This is a genomic window from Spirosoma fluviale (genome assembly GCF_900230225.1).
GTDB classification, from domain to species: domain Bacteria; phylum Bacteroidota; class Bacteroidia; order Cytophagales; family Spirosomataceae; genus Spirosoma; species Spirosoma fluviale.
Window position 1 is genome coordinate 1 of sequence record NZ_OCNH01000011.1, and the last position, 19,216, is coordinate 19,216.

At 40.6% G+C, this 19,216-nt stretch carries 20 protein-coding genes, 1 tRNA gene and 1 pseudogene; 9 read left to right on the top strand and 13 right to left on the bottom strand.

All coding sequences use genetic code 11. The features are described from left to right. A pseudogene (locus CRO74_RS30960) lies at positions 1 to 384 on the top strand (hypothetical protein); the annotation flags it as partial. Between the two features lie 71 nt (positions 385 to 455). On the opposite strand, the gene CRO74_RS30965 reads toward CRO74_RS30960, so the two are convergent. After that, on the bottom strand, positions 456 to 1,436 hold the full coding sequence (locus tag CRO74_RS30965) for an FRG domain-containing protein (protein WP_097132197.1): 981 nt from the start codon (positions 1,434 to 1,436) through the stop codon (positions 456 to 458). A 46-nt stretch (positions 1,437 to 1,482) separates the two neighbouring features. Further along, positions 1,483 to 5,265, bottom strand: coding sequence for a class I SAM-dependent DNA methyltransferase (locus CRO74_RS30970; protein ID WP_097132199.1), 3,783 nt, complete (start codon positions 5,263 to 5,265; stop codon positions 1,483 to 1,485). Positions 5,266 to 5,382: 117 nt separating this feature from the next. Here CRO74_RS30970 and CRO74_RS30975 point away from each other — a divergent pair, with 117 nt between their 5' ends. The 6 genes from CRO74_RS30975 to CRO74_RS31000 all read left to right on the top strand — a co-directional run bounded on the left by CRO74_RS30975 (position 5,383) and on the right by CRO74_RS31000 (position 7,774). Further along, complete coding sequence (locus tag CRO74_RS30975) at positions 5,383 to 5,697, top strand: hypothetical protein (RefSeq protein ID WP_097132201.1); 315 nt, start codon at positions 5,383 to 5,385, stop codon at positions 5,695 to 5,697. A 9-nt stretch (positions 5,698 to 5,706) separates the two neighbouring features. Continuing rightward, positions 5,707 to 5,991, top strand: a complete 285-nt coding sequence (locus CRO74_RS30980) for a hypothetical protein (RefSeq protein ID WP_097132203.1) — start codon at positions 5,707 to 5,709, stop codon at positions 5,989 to 5,991. 2 nt (positions 5,992 to 5,993) lie between these two features. Further along, the gene (locus CRO74_RS30985) at positions 5,994 to 6,266 is read left to right on the top strand and encodes a hypothetical protein (RefSeq protein WP_097132205.1); all 273 of its coding nucleotides are present in this window, start codon (positions 5,994 to 5,996) and stop codon (positions 6,264 to 6,266) included. Positions 6,267 to 6,271: 5 nt separating this feature from the next. Next, positions 6,272 to 6,514, top strand: coding sequence for a hypothetical protein (locus tag CRO74_RS30990; protein WP_097132207.1), 243 nt, complete (start codon positions 6,272 to 6,274; stop codon positions 6,512 to 6,514). Between the two features lie 19 nt (positions 6,515 to 6,533). Continuing rightward, a complete protein-coding gene (locus tag CRO74_RS30995; protein WP_097132209.1) occupies positions 6,534 to 7,331 on the top strand; it encodes a DUF2971 domain-containing protein in 798 nt (265 codons plus the stop codon). A 158-nt stretch (positions 7,332 to 7,489) separates the two neighbouring features. Next, on the top strand, positions 7,490 to 7,774 hold the full coding sequence (locus CRO74_RS31000; RefSeq protein ID WP_097132212.1) for a hypothetical protein: 285 nt from the start codon (positions 7,490 to 7,492) through the stop codon (positions 7,772 to 7,774). 410 nt (positions 7,775 to 8,184) lie between these two features. Here CRO74_RS31000 and CRO74_RS31010 read toward each other — a convergent pair. Beyond that, positions 8,185 to 8,258 (bottom strand) — tRNA-Arg (locus CRO74_RS31010). 308 nt (positions 8,259 to 8,566) lie between these two features. On the opposite strand from CRO74_RS31010, the gene CRO74_RS31015 reads away from it, so the two are divergent. After that, on the top strand, positions 8,567 to 8,902 hold the full coding sequence (locus CRO74_RS31015; RefSeq protein WP_097132215.1) for a hypothetical protein: 336 nt from the start codon (positions 8,567 to 8,569) through the stop codon (positions 8,900 to 8,902). Positions 8,903 to 9,034: 132 nt separating this feature from the next. Continuing rightward, complete coding sequence (locus CRO74_RS31020) at positions 9,035 to 9,298, top strand: hypothetical protein (protein WP_097132217.1); 264 nt, start codon at positions 9,035 to 9,037, stop codon at positions 9,296 to 9,298. Between the two features lie 1,008 nt (positions 9,299 to 10,306). Here the strand turns inward: CRO74_RS31020 and CRO74_RS31025 are convergent. The 10 genes from CRO74_RS31025 to CRO74_RS31070 form a co-directional block, all read right to left on the bottom strand. Next, positions 10,307 to 11,245, bottom strand: a complete 939-nt coding sequence (locus CRO74_RS31025; RefSeq protein ID WP_097132219.1) for a toll/interleukin-1 receptor domain-containing protein — start codon at positions 11,243 to 11,245, stop codon at positions 10,307 to 10,309. 150 nt (positions 11,246 to 11,395) lie between these two features. Further along, positions 11,396 to 12,046, bottom strand: a complete 651-nt coding sequence (locus tag CRO74_RS31030; RefSeq protein WP_097132221.1) for a TetR/AcrR family transcriptional regulator — start codon at positions 12,044 to 12,046, stop codon at positions 11,396 to 11,398. Between the two features lie 179 nt (positions 12,047 to 12,225). Then, the gene (locus CRO74_RS31035) at positions 12,226 to 12,711 is read right to left on the bottom strand and encodes a UpxY family transcription antiterminator (RefSeq protein WP_097132223.1); all 486 of its coding nucleotides are present in this window, start codon (positions 12,709 to 12,711) and stop codon (positions 12,226 to 12,228) included. Positions 12,712 to 13,020: 309 nt separating this feature from the next. Continuing rightward, entirely contained in the window at positions 13,021 to 13,962 is a 942-nt protein-coding gene (fcl, locus tag CRO74_RS31040) for a GDP-L-fucose synthase (RefSeq protein WP_097132225.1), read from the bottom strand. 113 nt (positions 13,963 to 14,075) lie between these two features. Further along, complete coding sequence (gmd, locus tag CRO74_RS31045; RefSeq protein WP_097132227.1) at positions 14,076 to 15,188, bottom strand: GDP-mannose 4,6-dehydratase; 1,113 nt, start codon at positions 15,186 to 15,188, stop codon at positions 14,076 to 14,078. 167 nt (positions 15,189 to 15,355) lie between these two features. Then, positions 15,356 to 16,090 carry a hypothetical protein gene (locus tag CRO74_RS31050; RefSeq protein WP_097132228.1) on the bottom strand — a complete coding sequence of 245 codons (735 nt, stop codon included), beginning with the start codon at positions 16,088 to 16,090 and terminating at the stop codon, positions 15,356 to 15,358. Between the two features lie 120 nt (positions 16,091 to 16,210). Continuing rightward, a complete protein-coding gene (locus CRO74_RS31055) occupies positions 16,211 to 17,230 on the bottom strand; it encodes an acyltransferase family protein (protein ID WP_097132230.1) in 1,020 nt (339 codons plus the stop codon). A gap of 154 nt (positions 17,231 to 17,384) precedes the next feature. Further along, a complete protein-coding gene (locus tag CRO74_RS31060; RefSeq protein ID WP_262508263.1) occupies positions 17,385 to 17,585 on the bottom strand; it encodes a WecB/TagA/CpsF family glycosyltransferase in 201 nt (66 codons plus the stop codon). Further along, entirely contained in the window at positions 17,566 to 18,159 is a 594-nt protein-coding gene (locus CRO74_RS31065; RefSeq protein WP_097132234.1) for a laminin B domain-containing protein, read from the bottom strand. Before CRO74_RS31065 ends, CRO74_RS31060 begins: the two co-directional genes overlap by 20 nt. Positions 18,160 to 18,304: 145 nt before the next feature. Beyond that, complete coding sequence (locus CRO74_RS31070) at positions 18,305 to 19,096, bottom strand: WecB/TagA/CpsF family glycosyltransferase (RefSeq protein WP_097132236.1); 792 nt, start codon at positions 19,094 to 19,096, stop codon at positions 18,305 to 18,307. Positions 19,097 to 19,216 lie beyond the last annotated feature (120 nt).

Genomic DNA, 19,216 nt, shown 5'->3' on the forward strand with positions numbered 1-19,216 from the left:
ACTGAAGCGGCAACAGAAGGCCAGCGACACCTAACACTATTGAAAGCGGCAACCCTAGCCGGTGGATATATCGCAACGGGCCGAATAGATGAACATACCGCTATTTATGCGTTAGAAACCGTAGCAAGCGAGTGGCCGAATTTCACAAAGTCACAGAAAACAATTCGGGATGGAATCCGCAACGGTTTAACAAAACCGATTTATCCAAAAGAACAGGCTAATAGTAGTTCCCGACCGGCTAACCCCGGCCCTTTCATCGCTCGTTCTATAGCTGAACAATTGGCCCAGCCCGGTTCGATTCTTAAACCTTATGAATCACAGCTTGAACGGTTGACAGTTGAATTATGCCACAACTATCCAGCCGAATGGGATATTTCCAACTAGAGTTTAATTTTTTCAAAAAACAAGGCTATATATTTTTACTCTTAACAAGTAAAATTAATAGAATTCGATAATTAAACCTCCCAGAAAGGCTTTTCATCACTGACATGAACAAGCGTATTTAATGCTTTAATACTTGCACTTGTCAATGCCTTATCTTTCATTCTATAAAAATCAGGATATATATATTCTCTAGTTATACCTAAATCATCTAATTTCTTCTTTATATATGGAATTAAAGATTTATGGAAATTTATACAATTTAATAAGGTTTCTGTTATAGCAAACTCTTTCATCTTATCTTCACCCATCTCTTTTTTTAGGTATTGAATGAACTCTAAATAATTTTCTTCCAAAGGAAGGGTCGGATCGTTATTATAGAAAAATAAGCCTTTTTGATTTATAATATTTGTATTATTTATAATACCTAGTTCGGCCCTTTTGGGAGTTAATATCTGCATTTCGTTATAAGAAAGTTCATCGTATGTAAGAGCATTGTTTTTGAACTTTTCATCAAAAGTAGCCTGCCAACCAGCAAATGCGCCCATGCTCTGGAAAGTATAATATAATGAAAAGTAATTATCAATTTCAACGTCTGAAGGTTTATACGTTTCTCCATCAATCGCAAAAAATAATGCTACATATGGATCATAGGTAAAATCTATTAAAGGAGTAGGAACACCATAATGTTGCATAAAGCTTAAATAAGGTATACAGTTATTTCCATTTATGCCAGAATTCAACAACAAATTGCTTACTGTTGAATTATTCCAATTTTTACATTCTTCAATAAGATTACTGATAAATTCAGTATAATGCTTATTCATGTCCTCAGCCTTTACTTGCTTATATAATTCATTTCCTATATAATATCTTTGGGCAGAATTATATATTTTATACTTCGCTTCGGGACAGCCACGAAAAATAAAATCTTCCCTTTTTATTAAATTTTCTAATAGGTCAAACATTTGGTCAACATTAAAGCATATTTTTACACCACCATTATGAAAAATATCACCTTTTTCTTCAAAATTTCCATACTCTTCTGTTTTCATAATGCTTGTTAGGGTTAATTACATAAAATACTATAAAAGTTGCTAATTACTTTCCTTCAATTACAGCTATTTCCTCCTCTGTCAACCCATACAACCCATAAACCAATTGATCAATCTCTGCTTCTAACGCGGAGGTATCAGCGGTTGAATCAACAGATTTTGCTAGCTGAATTTCAGTAACTAGCTTTTCAATTTGTTTTTTTCGGAAATCTATAGCGTATGGAATAGGGATTTGAGAGATGTAAACAGGTTTATATTCAAAATAGCCTCCTTGCTTTGTCGATGAAATTTGTTGCATCACAAAGTCAGTAACTTTGCAATTCATAATGCCTAAGACAAATTTACTATCCGTTGCAACTATGGTTGTTTTATCGTTTGAGTAACAACCTGACGTGTCAAGCAAATTTGAGGGTCTTTTAATGATAGCGGGTACAACAATTTTGGAACTCTCAAACTCTTTGTAATAATCAACAGCATCTTGAATCTCATACCATTTATATGTTCCTTGTTTACGACCTTTCCATTCCCCTTTCCAATCTTTCGGGCAAGGCATCAACCTTTCTTTAAAGCTTTCTAAATAATTTAAAATAGCGGGGTATTCATTTATGCATATACCACGACGTGTAAAAATTATGTATTTTTCTATAATCGGCGTCTGGTAACGTTTTACGTCGCGACCAGCCAAAAAGGGTTTTATTATCTCCGCGCTACTAGGATTTTCTGCAATAAGTTGATCTTTGGTAGCTCTGTCAATCACAAAAGCTTCATTCAAACCCGTCAATACACCTCTGTATATCTTACCGTCCATATAGTCTCCAAGTGTTTTGCTCCCTACTCGTAATTTAGCTATTAATTGTAATTTGGCAACGTTGGTTAATTGCCACCCCTCATCCTGTAAACTCTCATTTAATATGTCAAATCTGTTAGCTTGGATATAGGTCGTTAAACCATTAGTATAGTTTAGCGTATCAATCATAACAGCCTGAAATAGCTCAGAAGCGGGCGCGTTTCGAACGCTCAATATACTTGGATAGGTTATCGCTTCATCAAAAACGGGTAGGTCGCCAAAGTCAGCAATTTGCTCAATGGCTAACGTCTTTAACCATTTACGGAGGTTCAAGCCATAACCGGCCCTCATCCATTTGTTTGGAATGATAAACACAAAATGACCTTTAGGTCGTAAAATACGTAAGCCATGCTCGACGAACATGACATATAAATCAGCAGTACCCGTGTAGGTTTTTGGGAAATCTTTTTTCAATAATGTTTTTGACTCGACTAATTCCTCTTGTCGAATGTAAGGCGGATTACCAATAATGGCATCAAAGCCTATAAAGTCTCCTTTCTCGTTCAAGATTTCAGGAAACTCAAACCGCCATTCAAACGAGCCGCGATAAAGAGCGTTGTTTTCAATGTCGGCAATCTCGTTTTCAATTTGTTCAATGAGTTTTTCAGTTCGCGTTATTTCAGCAGCTACTAACTTAGGGTCTTTGATAAAATTGCCGAAAACGTCCACGTTATTGTCTAACAGCATTCGTTGCCCGCGCAACGTAGCCAACTTTTTACGGCGGGGGTCACGGTTAATAACTGTTTCGCGAAACTGGCTTTTTATCTCGTTAATGAAGCGTTGCAGTTCGGCTTTAGCATCTTTTGTCTTTGCGTCCTTATAGGCTGTTACCGCGTCTTTATACGTGCGTAGGCTGAACTTCTGCTTTTTGAAAACGTCGCTTAAATCTTCTGTCAGGCTAAACTTGCTTAACAGGCTGTTACCCTGTTTAATGTTTATATCAATGTTGGGTAATGTTTCCAGTTCCATAAAACCGGATTCATCAGTATAGTAAGCGTTTTTTAGCAATTCAATCCATAGCCGCAACCGACAAATCTTTACTGAGTTCGGGTTTATATCAACTCCAAACAGGCAGTTTTCAATAATAGTCTGCTTTTCATGGAATAAGGTCTTTTGTACCCGTTGGCGTTCGGCGGTTGGTTTACCCGTCGCTTGCAATACGTACTGAAACGGGGTTTCGTCCTCATCCTGTACAATAAGTTCATCGTTCAGGATGCTAACGGTATAATCCTTTATCCGCTTGCCGGTCGCGTCCTGTAAGATGCCTAAATCAGACTTTACGGCTATCAGTTCGTTTAGGGCCGATACCAGAAAGTGACCTGAGCCAACGGCGGGGTCGCAAATGCGAACTTCATTAATCAGGGTATTGGCTTCAGCCCGATCAAGGTCTTTGTTTTCAAGGTTGGCAAAGTCTTTACAATCCCAACCTTTGGCATCGTTGAACTTTTGGACTACCGCCTTACGGATTGTTTCGCGGCACATATACTCTGTAATAAAGCCCGGCGTATAGAATGAACCGTCTTTGTAGCCGTTTATCTTCTCAAAGATCAACCCTAGTACACTGGCATTAATCAGCGTCCGGTTCTTCTCCTGTATTTCTTCCCGGCTTTCAGATGCAAAATCATACGCGTCTAAGAAGGCAAACAGATAGGCCAGCGTACTTACCTCTTTGGTGTTTTTATAAGCCGGGTTATCACTAAGAACGCTATTACGAAGTATAGGCAACGTCAGGCCGTTATCTAGCTGGTTGACCCCTATACTATCATTTTCTAATTCCGTTGTCTCAAACAGCGAACTATTTAGGTAAGGCACCCGGCCAAACTTGGTTTGAATAGATGCTTGACGTTCGGACGGTTTACGGGCCAATACCCGAAAGAATAGCTTATTGAGTTCGTCAAAATCAGGTATCGTTTCCCGGTTCAGAAAGGTATAGTCTTTGTTGCCGCCGTGATACTTGACCAATTGCGACTCTAACAGCTTTAGAAATAGAATCCGATTTACCCACGTAATACACAGTTCTAAGGCAACGCTAAACAGTTGCTCATCCGTTGTTGCTCCGTACTGGCTACGGTCGTGAAGTTGGTAGAACTTACCGGATGAATCCAGTTCGATTAATGTATTTTCAAGTAATGAGCCTTCATCTCTCTTGCCTGCTTCTTTGCGCCGTATTACCTTTTTGCCGCCTTCTTTGACCTCCTCTAAACCGATGAGGTGTAAGAGTTCAGAATAAAATTTAGGGTTTAGGCGGTTGCTATCGGTAGCCGTTGGCAACTTCAGCAAATGCGTAGGAGACAGTATTTTATAGAGCGACAGTAAAGCCTTATCGTTTACTTTGTCGGCATCGGCTACTATTTTCTGATAGTCCCGTATATCGAAATAGGTAAACGGTATTTCGGCGGTTAGTTCGGCCAAAAAGGGCTTTATAATTTCATTATAAAACAGGTCATTGTTCTTACTTACCTTTTGGCCCGTTGCCCAGGCTTTGTACTCTTTGGTTAAATGAGCGTTGCGATAAAATAGCCGATCAATCAAGGCCGCGTCAAAGATGAACCATTCGAATACGTTGGTAATGACACAATGTCGAATGTCGCTGTTTTGGGAGCGTTGCCGTTCCTGAAAGTAGTATAAAAGCAGTTCGTGAAAGGCTTTGACGTTGAGGTTTTGCCGGGTTATCATTTCTCCTTTATTGGCCGGACGCTTGACCTCAAACAGTACCCCGGCCTGAGTAGTAGCGTCCTTGCCTAAGTGAATCACAAAATCCGTTTTACCCTTTGGCGCGACAACGTGAGCATCCCGGTAATAGACCTCTTTCAAAAAGTCCATCAAATGATCTTTTACGTTCTCCTCACTTTCCTTCTCATTTATAAGGGGTAAGAGCTTTAAGTAACTGGTTTTAAGTCGCTCAATTTGGTCACGGGTAGCGGGTTGAAGAGCATAAACACGATCAAGGGATTTTGCCGGTGTGCGGGCGGTAAGCTGCATTCTTTTTTGTATATTTAAAGGGCTACCAAGTAAGGTAAAAAGCAACCTACTTGCAACCCGGCCAACGGAATATGTTAAAGAGCTTCATTCTAAAATAGAATAAAAATAGAATTTCTCATGCCATTTGAAACAGGACGGAGCAAAACCGGCGGTCGAACAACCGGCACCCCGAACAAGGCTGTAAAGGAATTACGGCACCAGTTACAGGCCATTGTTCAAACCTCTTTAGACGAGTTGCCAGATACATTGGCCGCAATGGAACCCACCGACCGGGCGCGATTACTTACCGCTCTGTTGCCCTATGTCATGCCCAAACTAAACAGCGTTGAACTCAGGTCTGAACAAACAGAGGATGAACCAAAGAAAGGTTTACCCGAATGGTTAGGCGTTGCCGCCAGCAAAAAAGAAACGATCTACACCCTTAAAAACTAACTCCTTACTATGGCATTCGAAAAAGGACGCGAAAAAACAGGCGGTCGTAAAACAGGCAGTTCCAACCGGGCAACCCTTGATATTAAATCGAAAATAGCCGCGCTAATCGACAACCAGTTTGATTCGATTGAAGCCGACTTAGAAGCGTTGGAGCCAAAAGACCGGGTAGCAGCCTATCTTAAATTCATGGAATACGTAGTGCCCAAACAACGGGAACAGAAAATAGACCTATCGACGCTGACGGACGAACAGGTAGACGACTTGTTGAATAAGGCAATGGCTAAACTAGACTAACCATGAATTTAACCGGCCTGAATCGGTCATTAAAGACACGAATCTTATTCAAGCTATTTGAGGGGCAAACGGCCCCTTTAGCCAGCCTAAGAAAACCGCTTAGTCCTGACTTATCACAATGGACAAACGAGGAGTTACAAACCGAATACGAGCGTATACGGCAAAAGCAATACAGGCAAACAGGGGTATTACCTCCGCCTATGCCTGACTTTGGTGCAATGAGTCTTGAGCAATTGCATAGCTACAAAGCCGACCGCTTTAAAGCCCTTTACTAACAGCTATGAAGCGAACTCAAAAGATTCATCTATTAACGGCATTGGTAACAGGTACGGCCACATCTAAACAGCTTGCCGATCTACGGCAAAGTCAAGAGCCAATATACCTGACGTTAAATCTCGGAACTGACAACAACCCTATGGAGCAAGACCCCAACGAACCGACCTATCATATTGATATTTATTCGGATGGTACGGTAAACTGCTACGACCTATACCCAGACGGACAAATTGAATACCGCATCTAACCAATAACAAGACACAACAATGAAGAAGTTAATTTATAAATTCTACCGGATAAATGAATATTTATTCGATCTTCTAATTAGTAATCAACTCTATTTCTCAACGATAAATCAGTTCAACGATCCGTATGATTGCCACTTTGCGCTTAAGGAATTACCTTCTTATGAAAATTTTGAATTCTTTATGAAGCAGGCTTCCTTTTCAAAAGAAAATTATGAATATCACTCAGATATGTATAAAAAAGAACCTGAAAATTGCTTAACTCCTATTTTAGAAGGAGTAAAAAAGCAGCTTACTTATTTTGGCATATGTTGCTTTGCAGGTAATAAGGATAATTTTTTGATGTGGAGCCATTATGCTGATAGCCACAAGGGAGTATGCTTGGGCTTTGATTATGAGATGCTTACAAAACAATTTACTCAGTTTGATAATGTTGAATATAATAACGAACCATACTTTTTTGACATTACTGATATTTCAAAATCTATCTCTAATGCTATTCTAAGGAAATCAGCAGATTGGCGTTATGAAGAAGAAGTAAGATTTTTAATGGAGAGAAGTAAGACTTGTGCATTTGATATAGGTGCTTTGCGAGAAATTAATTTTGGACTAAAATGCCCTGCACGATCTATAGTAAATATTATACATTTGACAAATAAACTAGAATATTTTAACTGTACATTTAACAAAGCTAACATTGCTCAATCAAAATATGAAGTTATGTTCGAGAAAGTCAATTTTGAAGAATTAAAGAACACGGTTTTAAAAGCTTCAGAACATATTCCATTCAGTACAGAAATTAAACTCATGGAAAAGTAAAATTTTTCATTGAAGTTGTTACTATTTGAATACCATGATTTTTCATTTTATAAACTTTTATTTTTACATATTAACAAATAACCAATAATGCAATTGGCATAAATAATACAACAGCATTTAATAATTTGTTATTTTTTTGGATACTAACCAAATTAAAAATGAAACGAGCCGAAAAGATCGTCTTAATAACTAAAATTTTGAAAGGAAAATTTAATGAAGGGACGAAACAGCAACTGTGCCAGTCTAACGGCCCCGGTGCTGTTGTCATTGTAAATCAACTTGGAGCATCCAACCCCTGCCCGAACGATCAAGTAAGATTTTATCACAACGGCAAGCAAGTAACGATGCCTTATAAAGATATTCAGGCGTTCACACGTTACGAACCGTTAACTATTTGTATGATACCGGACAACGGACGTAGAAAAGTCCCTGAATCAAAATGAGCCATAATACGATAAACGGCAAACGTCAATTGCTTGCCGATCTTTTTTTAGGGAACACCAACAGTTTACGGCAATATCGAACAAGCCAGCAACGGGTAAACAGTCCGTACCGATGGATTATAAACGATACCATAGCCGGGACGGTGTACGGTCTTTTAAAGGACGGTAGCCAGCACTTACTAACTACCGACGAAATTTTAAATGAACCGCCGAACATCTTTATTCAAATTGTTGACTATTCAGGCGGTAAGCGAATACCTGAACCAGATGAGGATTACAACCCGAATGATTGGTTAGAACTGGATTATTAGATTTCAGAAAGTAAGCAATAGGTCAAGATGTTTCAACCATTGTTTCAACCGAAATAAAAAAAGCAGCTAGCTAATTAGCTAACTGCTTGATTATCAAAGTGACCCCGATTGGATTCGAACCAATGACCGCCTTCTTAGAAGGAAGATGCTCTATCCAGCTGAGCTACGGGACCTTAATTGGTAAAGTGGCTGAAGTGAAAAAGTGTTCTACCAAGACCAAAGCTCACCTCTGCCACCTAAAGAGCCACAAAAGTACGCCCATTGCTAGTATTATGCAAAAAACTATTAGTCAATATCAGTAGGGCTATGGCAGAAAGTTATTTCGTCGCGCGCACTCAACCACGAATTGCCTTCACACTGCTTGACTGTGTATGCCGATAAAGTTGTGTATTCAACTAACGAAAGTGAGCCAAAAGCCATAACATTTTACCCGGAGGGACGGTTATGAACTCATCTTAGTCTCTAACCACAACGCATACCAATGAGTAATCAATCCGAGAATCTGAAAGTGATATTTTTTGAACCTGCCTCCGACCAGAAAGCTGGCCACATACTGGCAGATGGTTATTTCAGTTTTGTACCTACATTCAAAGAAGGAGAGGAAATAAACATAACAATAGCCAGAAGAGAGGCAACGAATGCGGTAGTTCATGATCCCATAGGACATAAAACGCATCAGGTTATTCAAACAGATTGGGTAATGATGATCGACGAGGAAACGAAGAACGCACTGGCAACCCTTGTTGTGTCGGTGTCACCGATTCCTCAGACCCGATCGACGGTTGATTTTCCAACGCTTGTAGGCACACACGCCTAAGCCACAGCTTTTAATAGGCGAAAAATCTGCTTGCAGTCGGAATAACTAGACCTTCGGTCAAGTCTCTGTCAACATAAAAGAGATGTTTGCTTAAAAAATAGTACATTTATAAGTTTAGTAAACACCTTACTTATGGCAAGATTTATTGAGGTTACAGTTAGTTCAAAGAAAACCTTATTCGATGCAGCGCACATTGCCACAGTGATGGATATGGCCGCTGGCTGTTGTATTTATGTAGTGGGAATTGGTCAACCCTTTAGCGTAACAGAGTCCTATCAGGAAATCGTAAGTGCGTTAAAGAGAGCCCCCGATATTGCTGGGTTCGTTTATTCGATTATAGATCCAAACAAACCGGCTACTCCCGTCGCAGCTTTGGATTTTAACGTAACGAACTGATCCGATCTGGTTGTTTAGCAGGAGGTTCCATTTATGAGGTCACTGTAGTTTTACTATTTGGCGTTGGCTGATCGATACCAGTTCTGAAATCGCCTGATTTTGATAATGTCTTCAGGTGATAAAATTTATCTTTATCACCTGAAGGCGTTGAGTCTCCAGGGACCCAGGCACCAAAATTCTGGTTAAGCTGATTTAAGCACCCCTCAGGCGCACGAGTACTCTTCCAAAATGAAAGTTGAACAAACGTTAGCGATTTTGTTCAGGCCATACCGCTACAGAAAACCGTTCCGGCTTGGCCCAGACATAACCCGATCGAACGAATATATTGGCAGAGTAATAGATGGGCCCACTTCAATCTTCCGATATTCTCTATACATACCAGTATGTTCAGAATACAATTGATTTGGTAACAGCCTGACTAAATTGCTACAACATTGATTTACACTACAGTGCAAGGAGCTCAGGCAGTGATGATTCGGCTGTTAACTGCTGTCAATAATGTATAAAAACAGCCGCCCCCTAAAAGTTGACGGCTGTAAAAACTCGACATCTTATACTTAAATCACTGACAATACAAGCCTGCCAAAGCTTTGTTGTGGGTGGTGACGATTTATGAGACAATGGGCACTAAAAAAACAGCCATCACCCAGTAGGTTCAGGCTGTTTGACATCACTTCTATTGTATAAATAACAAATGTATGAACGCTTAAAAGAACGCCACAGTCGTTCTACATTTATTTATTTTGGGTATGGTATTTAACCAAAACAGCCGAAGTCCAATAGACTTCGGCTGTCAATACCCACCGTAACTTTTACTATACATGCAGTTTACCCCCAAACTGGGATAATATCAAAGCGTATAGCAGATTATGAGGCAACGGGGCTCACTTTTAAGCTTGTAACGGAGGGTTTAGTGCCTGCAGAATACATTAGTCTAACCAATAAGAACTATCGTATCACAATAATTTATCTTATGAGCAGAACAGAAGATAGCTTTTTAGCTCCTGGTTACCACCTGTATCCATAAGTAATGATTGATCTTTTTATCGAAGGCTCAGGAAGTTTATACCCAAATTTAATGGCGCGTTGAAGCCACCATAATGCCAGCGTTTCATCTTTGTCAAGCCCCTTACCTTCTTTATACATTATGCTGTATAAAAAGCAGCAATAGCCATCTTCGTCAAGCGCCTTTTCTGCAATTGCGTTACTAACTTGCTTATAATACTGCATGGCGATTTTAGCCGTTTCTTTTTTTGTATCAAGTAACTCGGCTAATCCCCAATAACCAATGGCTGATTTTAAGTCTATGGCCTTTTTATAAAAAACGATTGGCTTTTCCAGAATAGACTGATTACACTCACGTTTGCGGCAAATCTCGCCAAGGTAAAAAAAAGCCTCCGCCGAACCTGCATTAGCAGCCTGGATAAAGTATTCGTAAGCTCTGTCAAAATTCCGATTCAGATAATCGATTTTGCCATTCTGTAGAAAGTCCGCCTGCTCATTTATTTCTCTGGCTGGCGGAAAAATACCAGCGTCACGTTTGATCCTGAATAGATACAGGGAATTTTTCAACTGACTGAGTACATCTTCTTCAGGTCTGTCATAGCCCTGGATACACGTAAACAGGTATTGTTGGGTTTGCAGTCGATAAGGCAATTCCAACTTTTCTACTTGAAAAAAGATGATATATTTTTTGAGCGATATTGCCTTCTCTATTTCTTCATTTATCTCTTTTCTCTGAATAGATCGTTTACTCAGTATAACCAGATATGTATTGGCATTTTGAATACTTGATATAATAGAGTTATGCCATGTTTTACATGGTTGTATGTCTCGTGGAGCAATCCAGCAGACCAGTTCGTTCAATTCAAGACATTCCAGCAATTTGCTGGCAGTAGCTTTATCCTCGTTGGAATAACTAATAAGTACGTCTAAGGTACAGTTCATGACTAGAAACGCTACAATTTTTTAAAAGAAAACTCTCTTTTTAAGAAGCTGTTGGGGTTAGCGCTTTGTGGCCAAAGCGATTAACTCAAACAGCTTCTAATGACCCTAGCTTCGCGAGTTGAAATAACCCGGCAAGTGAACCGCATTAGATTAAACCTTACTTTCATCCGTGGTATTAAGCGACAGCAAAATGGTTTTAATCGCAGAATCAATCCTTTGCCAGTTGTCTTCAGAGTTAAAATCCATGTGCATAAACTGCTTATTATCCGAGGCTAATATTGATATATAGGACAATCCACCTATAAGTAAAGTAGAGATCATCTGAGTATCGACATTTTTAACCGCAGGAACATTACTAAAAAAATCTACCAGCTGATCATCTAATAGATTACCAATTTTCATACCGGTTTCCTGATCTGACTTTATGGTTGCTTTTAGTATTTCTCTATATTCCTTTAATTCTCTATGGTTGTTAATTACCTGTCTAAAATGCAGATACCATACTTTCGAAATATTTTCCTCCGTTAATCCTTTTATAAACAATTGATCAAGTCTTCCCCATTTTGGGTGCAGATCACTGTCTTGTATAAATGTCGTAATTAATCCATAAAGCCCACCAAAGTACCTATATATTAAAACGGCACTTACACCCGCTTCCTCAGCAACCTCTCTTATAGAAATTTGATCAAGCCCTTTTCTGGCTACAACAGCGCGAAAAGAATTTAATATAGCCTGACGTGTTACTTGAGAATTTTTCTTGCTATTAAGAATTACCTTCTCGTCTTTAAGGTTGATTGACATTTTTTTTGGTTAGGCGAAAATTAAAGAAGCATCCTAAACTAGAATAAGTAATTCCGTTTAAATGGATTTAACGAATGCCTCCTCTCTGGTGAAAGTATTCAATGTTTATTGAATGGTATTCCGTATAGAAATTCATTAATGGAAGAAGTTTCCATCATACTAAAAAGACGCTCAAAACGTTAAAGTTTTGATACTGATGTGGTATTAAAATTTATTTTTATACACATTTGTATAGCCTCCATGTAAATTACAATATTGTTTCCCTGCCGCTGGAGAACCGTACCCGTTTGATTGATAAATGCGCCACTTTTAATCGCTATCTTATCATTAGACTGAAAATCGTTAACGGTAATTTTACTATGGTCATATTGACTCAACACTGACTTGATTGAGTCAATTTCACTTTCGGCCAGAATAGCCGGTTTACCTAACCAATATAGATATTTGATAATCCCTGAATTGACAAAAACCTTCGATCGATCCGTTTCGTTTACTTTAACAAAGCAGTAATTGGCAAATAACGGTTCCTCGACAACCTTAATCCGGTCAGACCATTTATGTTGACGCCTTATTACTGGGCAGTAGGCTTCAATACCAACCTTCTCCAGGTACTTTGAAACGGACTTCTCTTTTCTAGACTTTGTACACAATATATACCAGTTCATTAAATGGTAGATTTAATATTCCTGCTTAAGAACAAATTACATCGCAAGTTTACTCAAATACCATTTTTAATAACAATAAAAGACCCAAAGTTAAAAAATATGAACAATTAAGTTATTTATACCAATAGGATAGTCCTTTATCATTAACTAGTTTATGTTTTAATCTTGAATTAATATCTCGCTTGTCTATTTTACACAGATTATATTAATCGACTAATCGCCTATGATTTATCCTTCACGGATGGAAGAAATTACCCCCTCTGCCATCCGTGAAGGACTTTTTACAAATTTTGTTGGTAGTACTGTATTTCAGGACAATAGTTGAACCTCGTTGACCAGAAAGTCTTGATACGTTCGTTTAAGGCCGTCTTTTAACTGAGTTTCGTGTTTCCAGCCTAAGTTTTGAATTCGCGAAACATCCATGAGTTTGCGAGGAGTACCATCTGGTTTCGATAGATCCCACTGCAAATCCCCTTCGAAGCCAACAGTTTCTTTGACTAGTTCGGCCAGTTCCCTGATTGACACATCTTCGCCAGTGCCAATATTTACAAACAGCTCATCGTCGTAATTTTCCATAAGGAAAAAACAGGCAGCTGCCAGGTCATCTGCATGGAGAAACTCACGTTTGGGAGAACCGGTGCCCCATACCTCTACCACCGCGTCGCCGTTTAGTTTAGCTTCGTGAAACTTACGGATGAGCGCCGGTAACACGTGCGATCCCTGTAACTCATAATTATCGTTTGGCCCGTATAAATTCGTTGGCATCGCCGATATAAAATTACAGCCATACTGGTTGCGATATGCCTCACATAATTTGATACCCGCAATTTTAGCAATCGCATAGGGCTCATTGGTGGCTTCGAGGTAGCCACTGAGCAAGTACTCCTCTTTAAGCGGTTGCGGAGCCAGTTTGGGGTAGATACACGACGAACCCAGAAACAAAAGCTTCCTGACCGAGTTCTGATAGGCACTGTGAATGATGTTGGCCTCGATCAGTAAATTATCATACAGAAATTCAGCCCGGTAAATGTTATTAGCCAGAATGCCACCTACTTTGGCGGCTGCTAAAAACACATACTCCGGACGCTCCTCCTCGAAAAAATCGGCAACCGCACGCTGGTTACGTAGATCCAGCTCCGACGACGTACGAACTATGAGGTTGTTGAAGCCTTCGGCCCGGAGCTTGCGAACAAGGGCCGAACCCACCATGCCCCGGTGCCCGGCAACATAAATACTTGCGTTTTTTTCCACACTATTAAAAGACTAAGCATCACCGATGAAGAAGCTCACCGATGATGCTGGTTTGGTACAGATACGGTCTATAAATGGGTCCTGTCGGTTAAGCAGACAGGCAACGTGGCGATCTACTCAAAATAGTTCAATACCTGATGACCGCTGCTGGCCAGAAGCTGGTCCCGACGGAACAGGTCGATGTCGGCATCCATCATGTCTTTCACCAGCGCCGGCAAATCATATTTAGGCTTCCAGTTTAGCTGGGTCATGGCCTTGGTTGGGTCGCCAAGCAGTAAGTCAACTTCGGTTGGACGGAAATACCGCGGATCGACCGATACTACTTCTTTGCCAATGGCAACGGCAAAATCAGGATTAGATGCACTCACAACCGTACCTACTTCGTTTACGCCCTCGCCGGTAAAGGCCAGTTCAACGCCAATCTCACCAAACGACATCCGGACAAAATCCCGAACGCTGGTGGTGATACCGGTGGCAATGACGAAATCTTCGGGCTTTTCCTGCTGGAGGATCAGGTACATAGCTTCCACATAATCTTTGGCATGACCCCAATCGCGCAGGGAATCCATGTTACCCAAATACACCTTGTCCTGTAACCCCAGACCAATACGCGCTACAGCACGGGTGATTTTTCGGGTAACGAAGGTCTCGCCCCGCAACGGCGATTCGTGGTTGAACAAAATCCCGTTACAGGCATACATGTTGTAAGCCTCGCGGTAATTGACCGTAATCCAGTAGCCATACAGTTTGGCTACCGCATAAGGCGAACGAGGATAAAAAGGAGTTGTTTCCGACTGCGCGTGACCCTGCACACCGCCGTAGAGTTCGGAGGTCGATGCCTGATAAATGCGGGTCTTCTCGGTCAGGCCCAGCAATCGAACGGCCTCCAATATACGTAAGGTGCCAATGCCATCGACCTGAGCGGTATACTCGGGCTCATCGAAGCTAACCCGCACGTGCGACATGGCACCGAGGTTATAGATTTCGTCGGGCTGAACTTCCTGAATGATGCGGATAATGTTCGTCGAATCGGACAGGTCGCCGTAGTGAAGTTTGAAATGAACATTCCGGTCGTGTGGGTCTTCGTATAAGTGATCGATGCGCTGCGTGTTGAAAAGCGAGCTACGGCGTTTGATGCCGTGTACTTCATATCCTTTTTCTAATAATAGCTCGGCCAGATAAGCGCCGTCCTGTCCGGTTATGCCGGTAATCAATGCTTTTTTCATGATCAATGTTTAATTTTTATTTGTATTATCTAGAACCCAGGTTGAAGGATATGGACGTGGTCACGTTGCATAGTTGTAGAATGGTCGGCTTCGGGTAAGTTTTGTTTTTGTGCGCTAGCAATCAGTAGTTTATTACTCAGTAGTGCCTATGCCGGTTTGGACAACTATTAACTATAGCTATACTGCTGTAGTAAGGTGGTTGTATGCCTGTATAACTCGTCCATTTGCCTTGAAACGCGGTCAGCATGACTTTTACCATTCCATTCCGATTCGTGAAAGCGCACGTTAACCACTCCCTGTCTTTGTAAGATCGCATCAAAAAAAATGATGTCTGCGTTAATTTTTTCAGCCAGACGAAACACGTTCGGGGAATAAGGTCCACCTAATTCCCTATCAACCAACACAACAATGGAACCTCCTTGCTGCAGAACGCTTTTAGCTTTCTGCAAAACAAAAGGCCCGGTGCGTATTGCGGGTATCGTTTCTGTGCGTCCCCAAATTGCGATAGAATCAATCACGTCTGGGTTAGTTGCCAAAACCACTGTTGGCGTGAAGCCATGCTCCATCAAGTGGCGTATAGCTACTTTAGAAAGTGGTATATGCGTCGAACAGAGAATCAACCCTTTAGGTCTTGGCTTTAGGAAAAGTTCCGAGCCCTGGGCACAAATCGTGATCGGGAAAGGCTTACCAAGCCGGGTCATCAACGCCAATAAGTGGTTAAGCTTATGAGCGCGACTGATCCCAACGGTGTAGTTATACTTGTAGACTTTGTGGCCTTTGAACAATCGATAATAGTAGGCCAGCAAACCTGACATAGTGAAAGCAGCTTGACTCCATCTCTTAGCAGGCAATAAGGTCGTAATAACTGTGGCTATAAGCTGGTTGACCTTTAAATAGATCATATACAGAAATAAAACATTAACTAAGGAATTAATTTAAAAGGTATTTGACAGCAAATTTGAGCACATGGTTAGGCAAATTTTGCTTTTTGATTATTGTACTGCAATAAACTTCTTGCAATATCATTTAATCAGAAAATTCCGTTCTGATTTACCATAGAGCAGAAAATTTAACAGCGGAGAAAGTTCTACTACTTTAGCAATTCCAAAGCTGATACAAATAATAATAATGGAAGCAAATAAGCTGATGCATACTAAAGGGACAACATCAAGGTGTGGGAGAAGAAATAGGCCTGAAACTAATTTTGCAAGTCTGAAGTGAGTAGCATATATAATTAGTGAATTTCGTCCACAATAACTGATGCACCTGTCAACAAACGCATTCCAGCTTATTTTTATCGTTATGTAATAAAGTGCCATTATGGCGGAGTAAGCAACGATTAATTTAATTAATTTATTGAAAAGGCTTGTATCAGTAAATTTATAGTGGATTGACAAGATCAAAAATACTGTAAGAAATATTGAAAAAGTATATTTCTCTAACATCACATTTTTAATTTTCTGATATTTTGAAATAATAACTCCAGAGAAGAAAAATAGGAAATATAGAGTTAGTGAATCTATATAACTTACGAGTTGCATTTTCTTCACAAGAACAAAACAAAGAAGCAATAGACAAATGATTAGAATATCTACCAAAACATATATCCTTTTATTTATCTTTATAGACACATAAAAAAAAGCTGAATAGGTTAGATATAACAAAAACAGGTATAGTAAGAACCACAAGCCAGAGCCATTTTTGATAAGGGTAATGGGGTCTTTTAAACTATAATGTATTTCTTCTACAAAAAATAACTTATCCACTACCAAAGACCATACGAAATAAGGTATTAGTAACGACTGCGCCTTCTTTTTTAGAAAAAGCAAATAATTATTATAAATAGAGTCTTTAACTGTTTTCTGTGCCAAATAACCACTTATAAACATAAATAAAGGCATGTGGAACGAGTAAATAATGCCAAAAAGTACATTTTGAGATGACTCAACAGTATTGAACTGTATTATATGACCAATTACTACCAACACTATAGCCACACCTTTAAGTCGATCAATATAAATAAAACGCTCGTTTGGATTCATACATTAGATTTAGTTGAAATGCGAATAAGTTAGTACCTTTTTCATGAATCATTTTGCTAAAATACTCATGATTATATTTCAGAAAAATGACAAGCGAATTGAGTTCTTATTGAGCTCTCTCTCACTTACTGATTTGATTTAATCCAGTGACCTACTAATCCCAAAAGAGAATCTGACTGGTAAATCGGGTAACAAGCAGCGAGTTAGGCGAACGGCCCTGTGTACCGGTAAAAATGGGTAACGCTCCACCCACGCCCACCATAACCGCCAGCATCCTTCCGCGCATCTGCTTCATCCAGCGCTCCTGTTTCGGACAGGCGTTGGTTTGTTCGGTGCTAGTAAAGCGTTGCGTTATCTAACCCACCCCTGACAGGGCCTCCTTTAAAATCACCCCTGATTCTTAAATCAGTCAAATTTTGCAGGACCCGTTGAAATTCTGATTTCGTCACCCCGACAGACCCTTTTTTCCAGCCACTTAATTCGTCCAGTCTGACCGAAGAAGGTGTCCAGGTTGTCCCAGGGTTATGAGCAGTATCAAAGGTCAATGTACTTTGACCATCCGACAGCGTAATATCATTGGTGTAGTTAGGCAAAAAAGCGTTTACTTCCTGTTCAAGATCAAAACGAAGGAGCTGACCATATCCGGTTCGGGTTTCGGTAACAAAACGAGTTGATGCGATAAAATACCAGGCACTCCCCCCCTCATCGTCTCCATAGAAGAAACCACCCGGATTACCTCCCCTTTGACTGTATCCTGCAATACCTCCCTTGCTGATTTGCCAGCCCTCATTATCCGAATCAAAAACGGCAAAAATAGGATATGAAAGAGTCGTAAATTTCTTCTCGCCACAACTACTAATCAGCAGAGTAACTAATCCAATAAAGAAAGCGAGCCTGAACGTACCTATTTCGCCGGGTTTAAGGACCATTTATGCATTTGCATTAGCGTAAAAAATGGAATGACTGACTCTAACCCAATGTACTATACGTCAGCAATAAAGTTGGTCGTAAACAGTACAGCCCATGCTAAACGTCAGACGTAAAGCTTATTGACAGCATAGGTACAGGGACTGTTCATTGACTCAGGAGTTGACGGGCTAATCGAATAATAAACAGTGAATTGGTAATAGCATAGCGTTTAAACAACCGCCTTGGCTCCATGGCAAGCCGGTGAGCCCACTCCAGACCGGCGTTCCGCATCCAGTTAGGCGATCGACCCTGCGTACCGGTAAAAATGGGCAACGCGCCACCCACGCCTACCATAACGGCCTGTATCTTACCCCGCATCTGCTGCATCCAGCGCTCCTGCTTTGGGCAGCCAAGGGCCACAAAAACAAGCTGGGCACCTGAATTGTTGATATGTGCGATTACATCTTCCTGTTCGTGCTCGGTAAGTGGCCGAAACGGGGGCGATAAGCTACCGGCAACGTCAAGGGAAGGATACAATTCCCCACACTTCCCGACAACTTCATCGAGCATTTTTGGGGTAGAGCCGTAGAAGAAGATGGAAAGGTTCTCTTCCGCTGCACGTCTGATCAAATCGGAAAATAAATCAAAGCCTGCCACCCGTTCCTGCTGAATACCATGCAGCAACCGCAGCGCCCAGGTTAAAGGCATCCCATCGGTTGCTACCCAGTCGGCCCCATTTACAACTTCCCCAAATACAGGGTCATTGGTCGCTTCAACAGTCATGTGAACATTTGCCAGACAGGCCATTCTGGACTCCTTCCGTCTGGCTGCGGCAATAATGGCCTCCTGAATTTGATGGTAGGATCCTAACGAAAACGACAATCCTAAGACAGACGCCCGTTTAAACTCATGGATGGCAGATTGGGGAGCACTGAGAGATGCGTAGCTGGTGGACATAGACAAGTAGTATAATTACGATAGGAAATGAGTAAGCACACAGGAAGAGCTGACGACAAATGAGTAGTCAGGATTTTGGAAAGAGGCTACACGATAGTGTATAAACGTGTAATCCCAGAA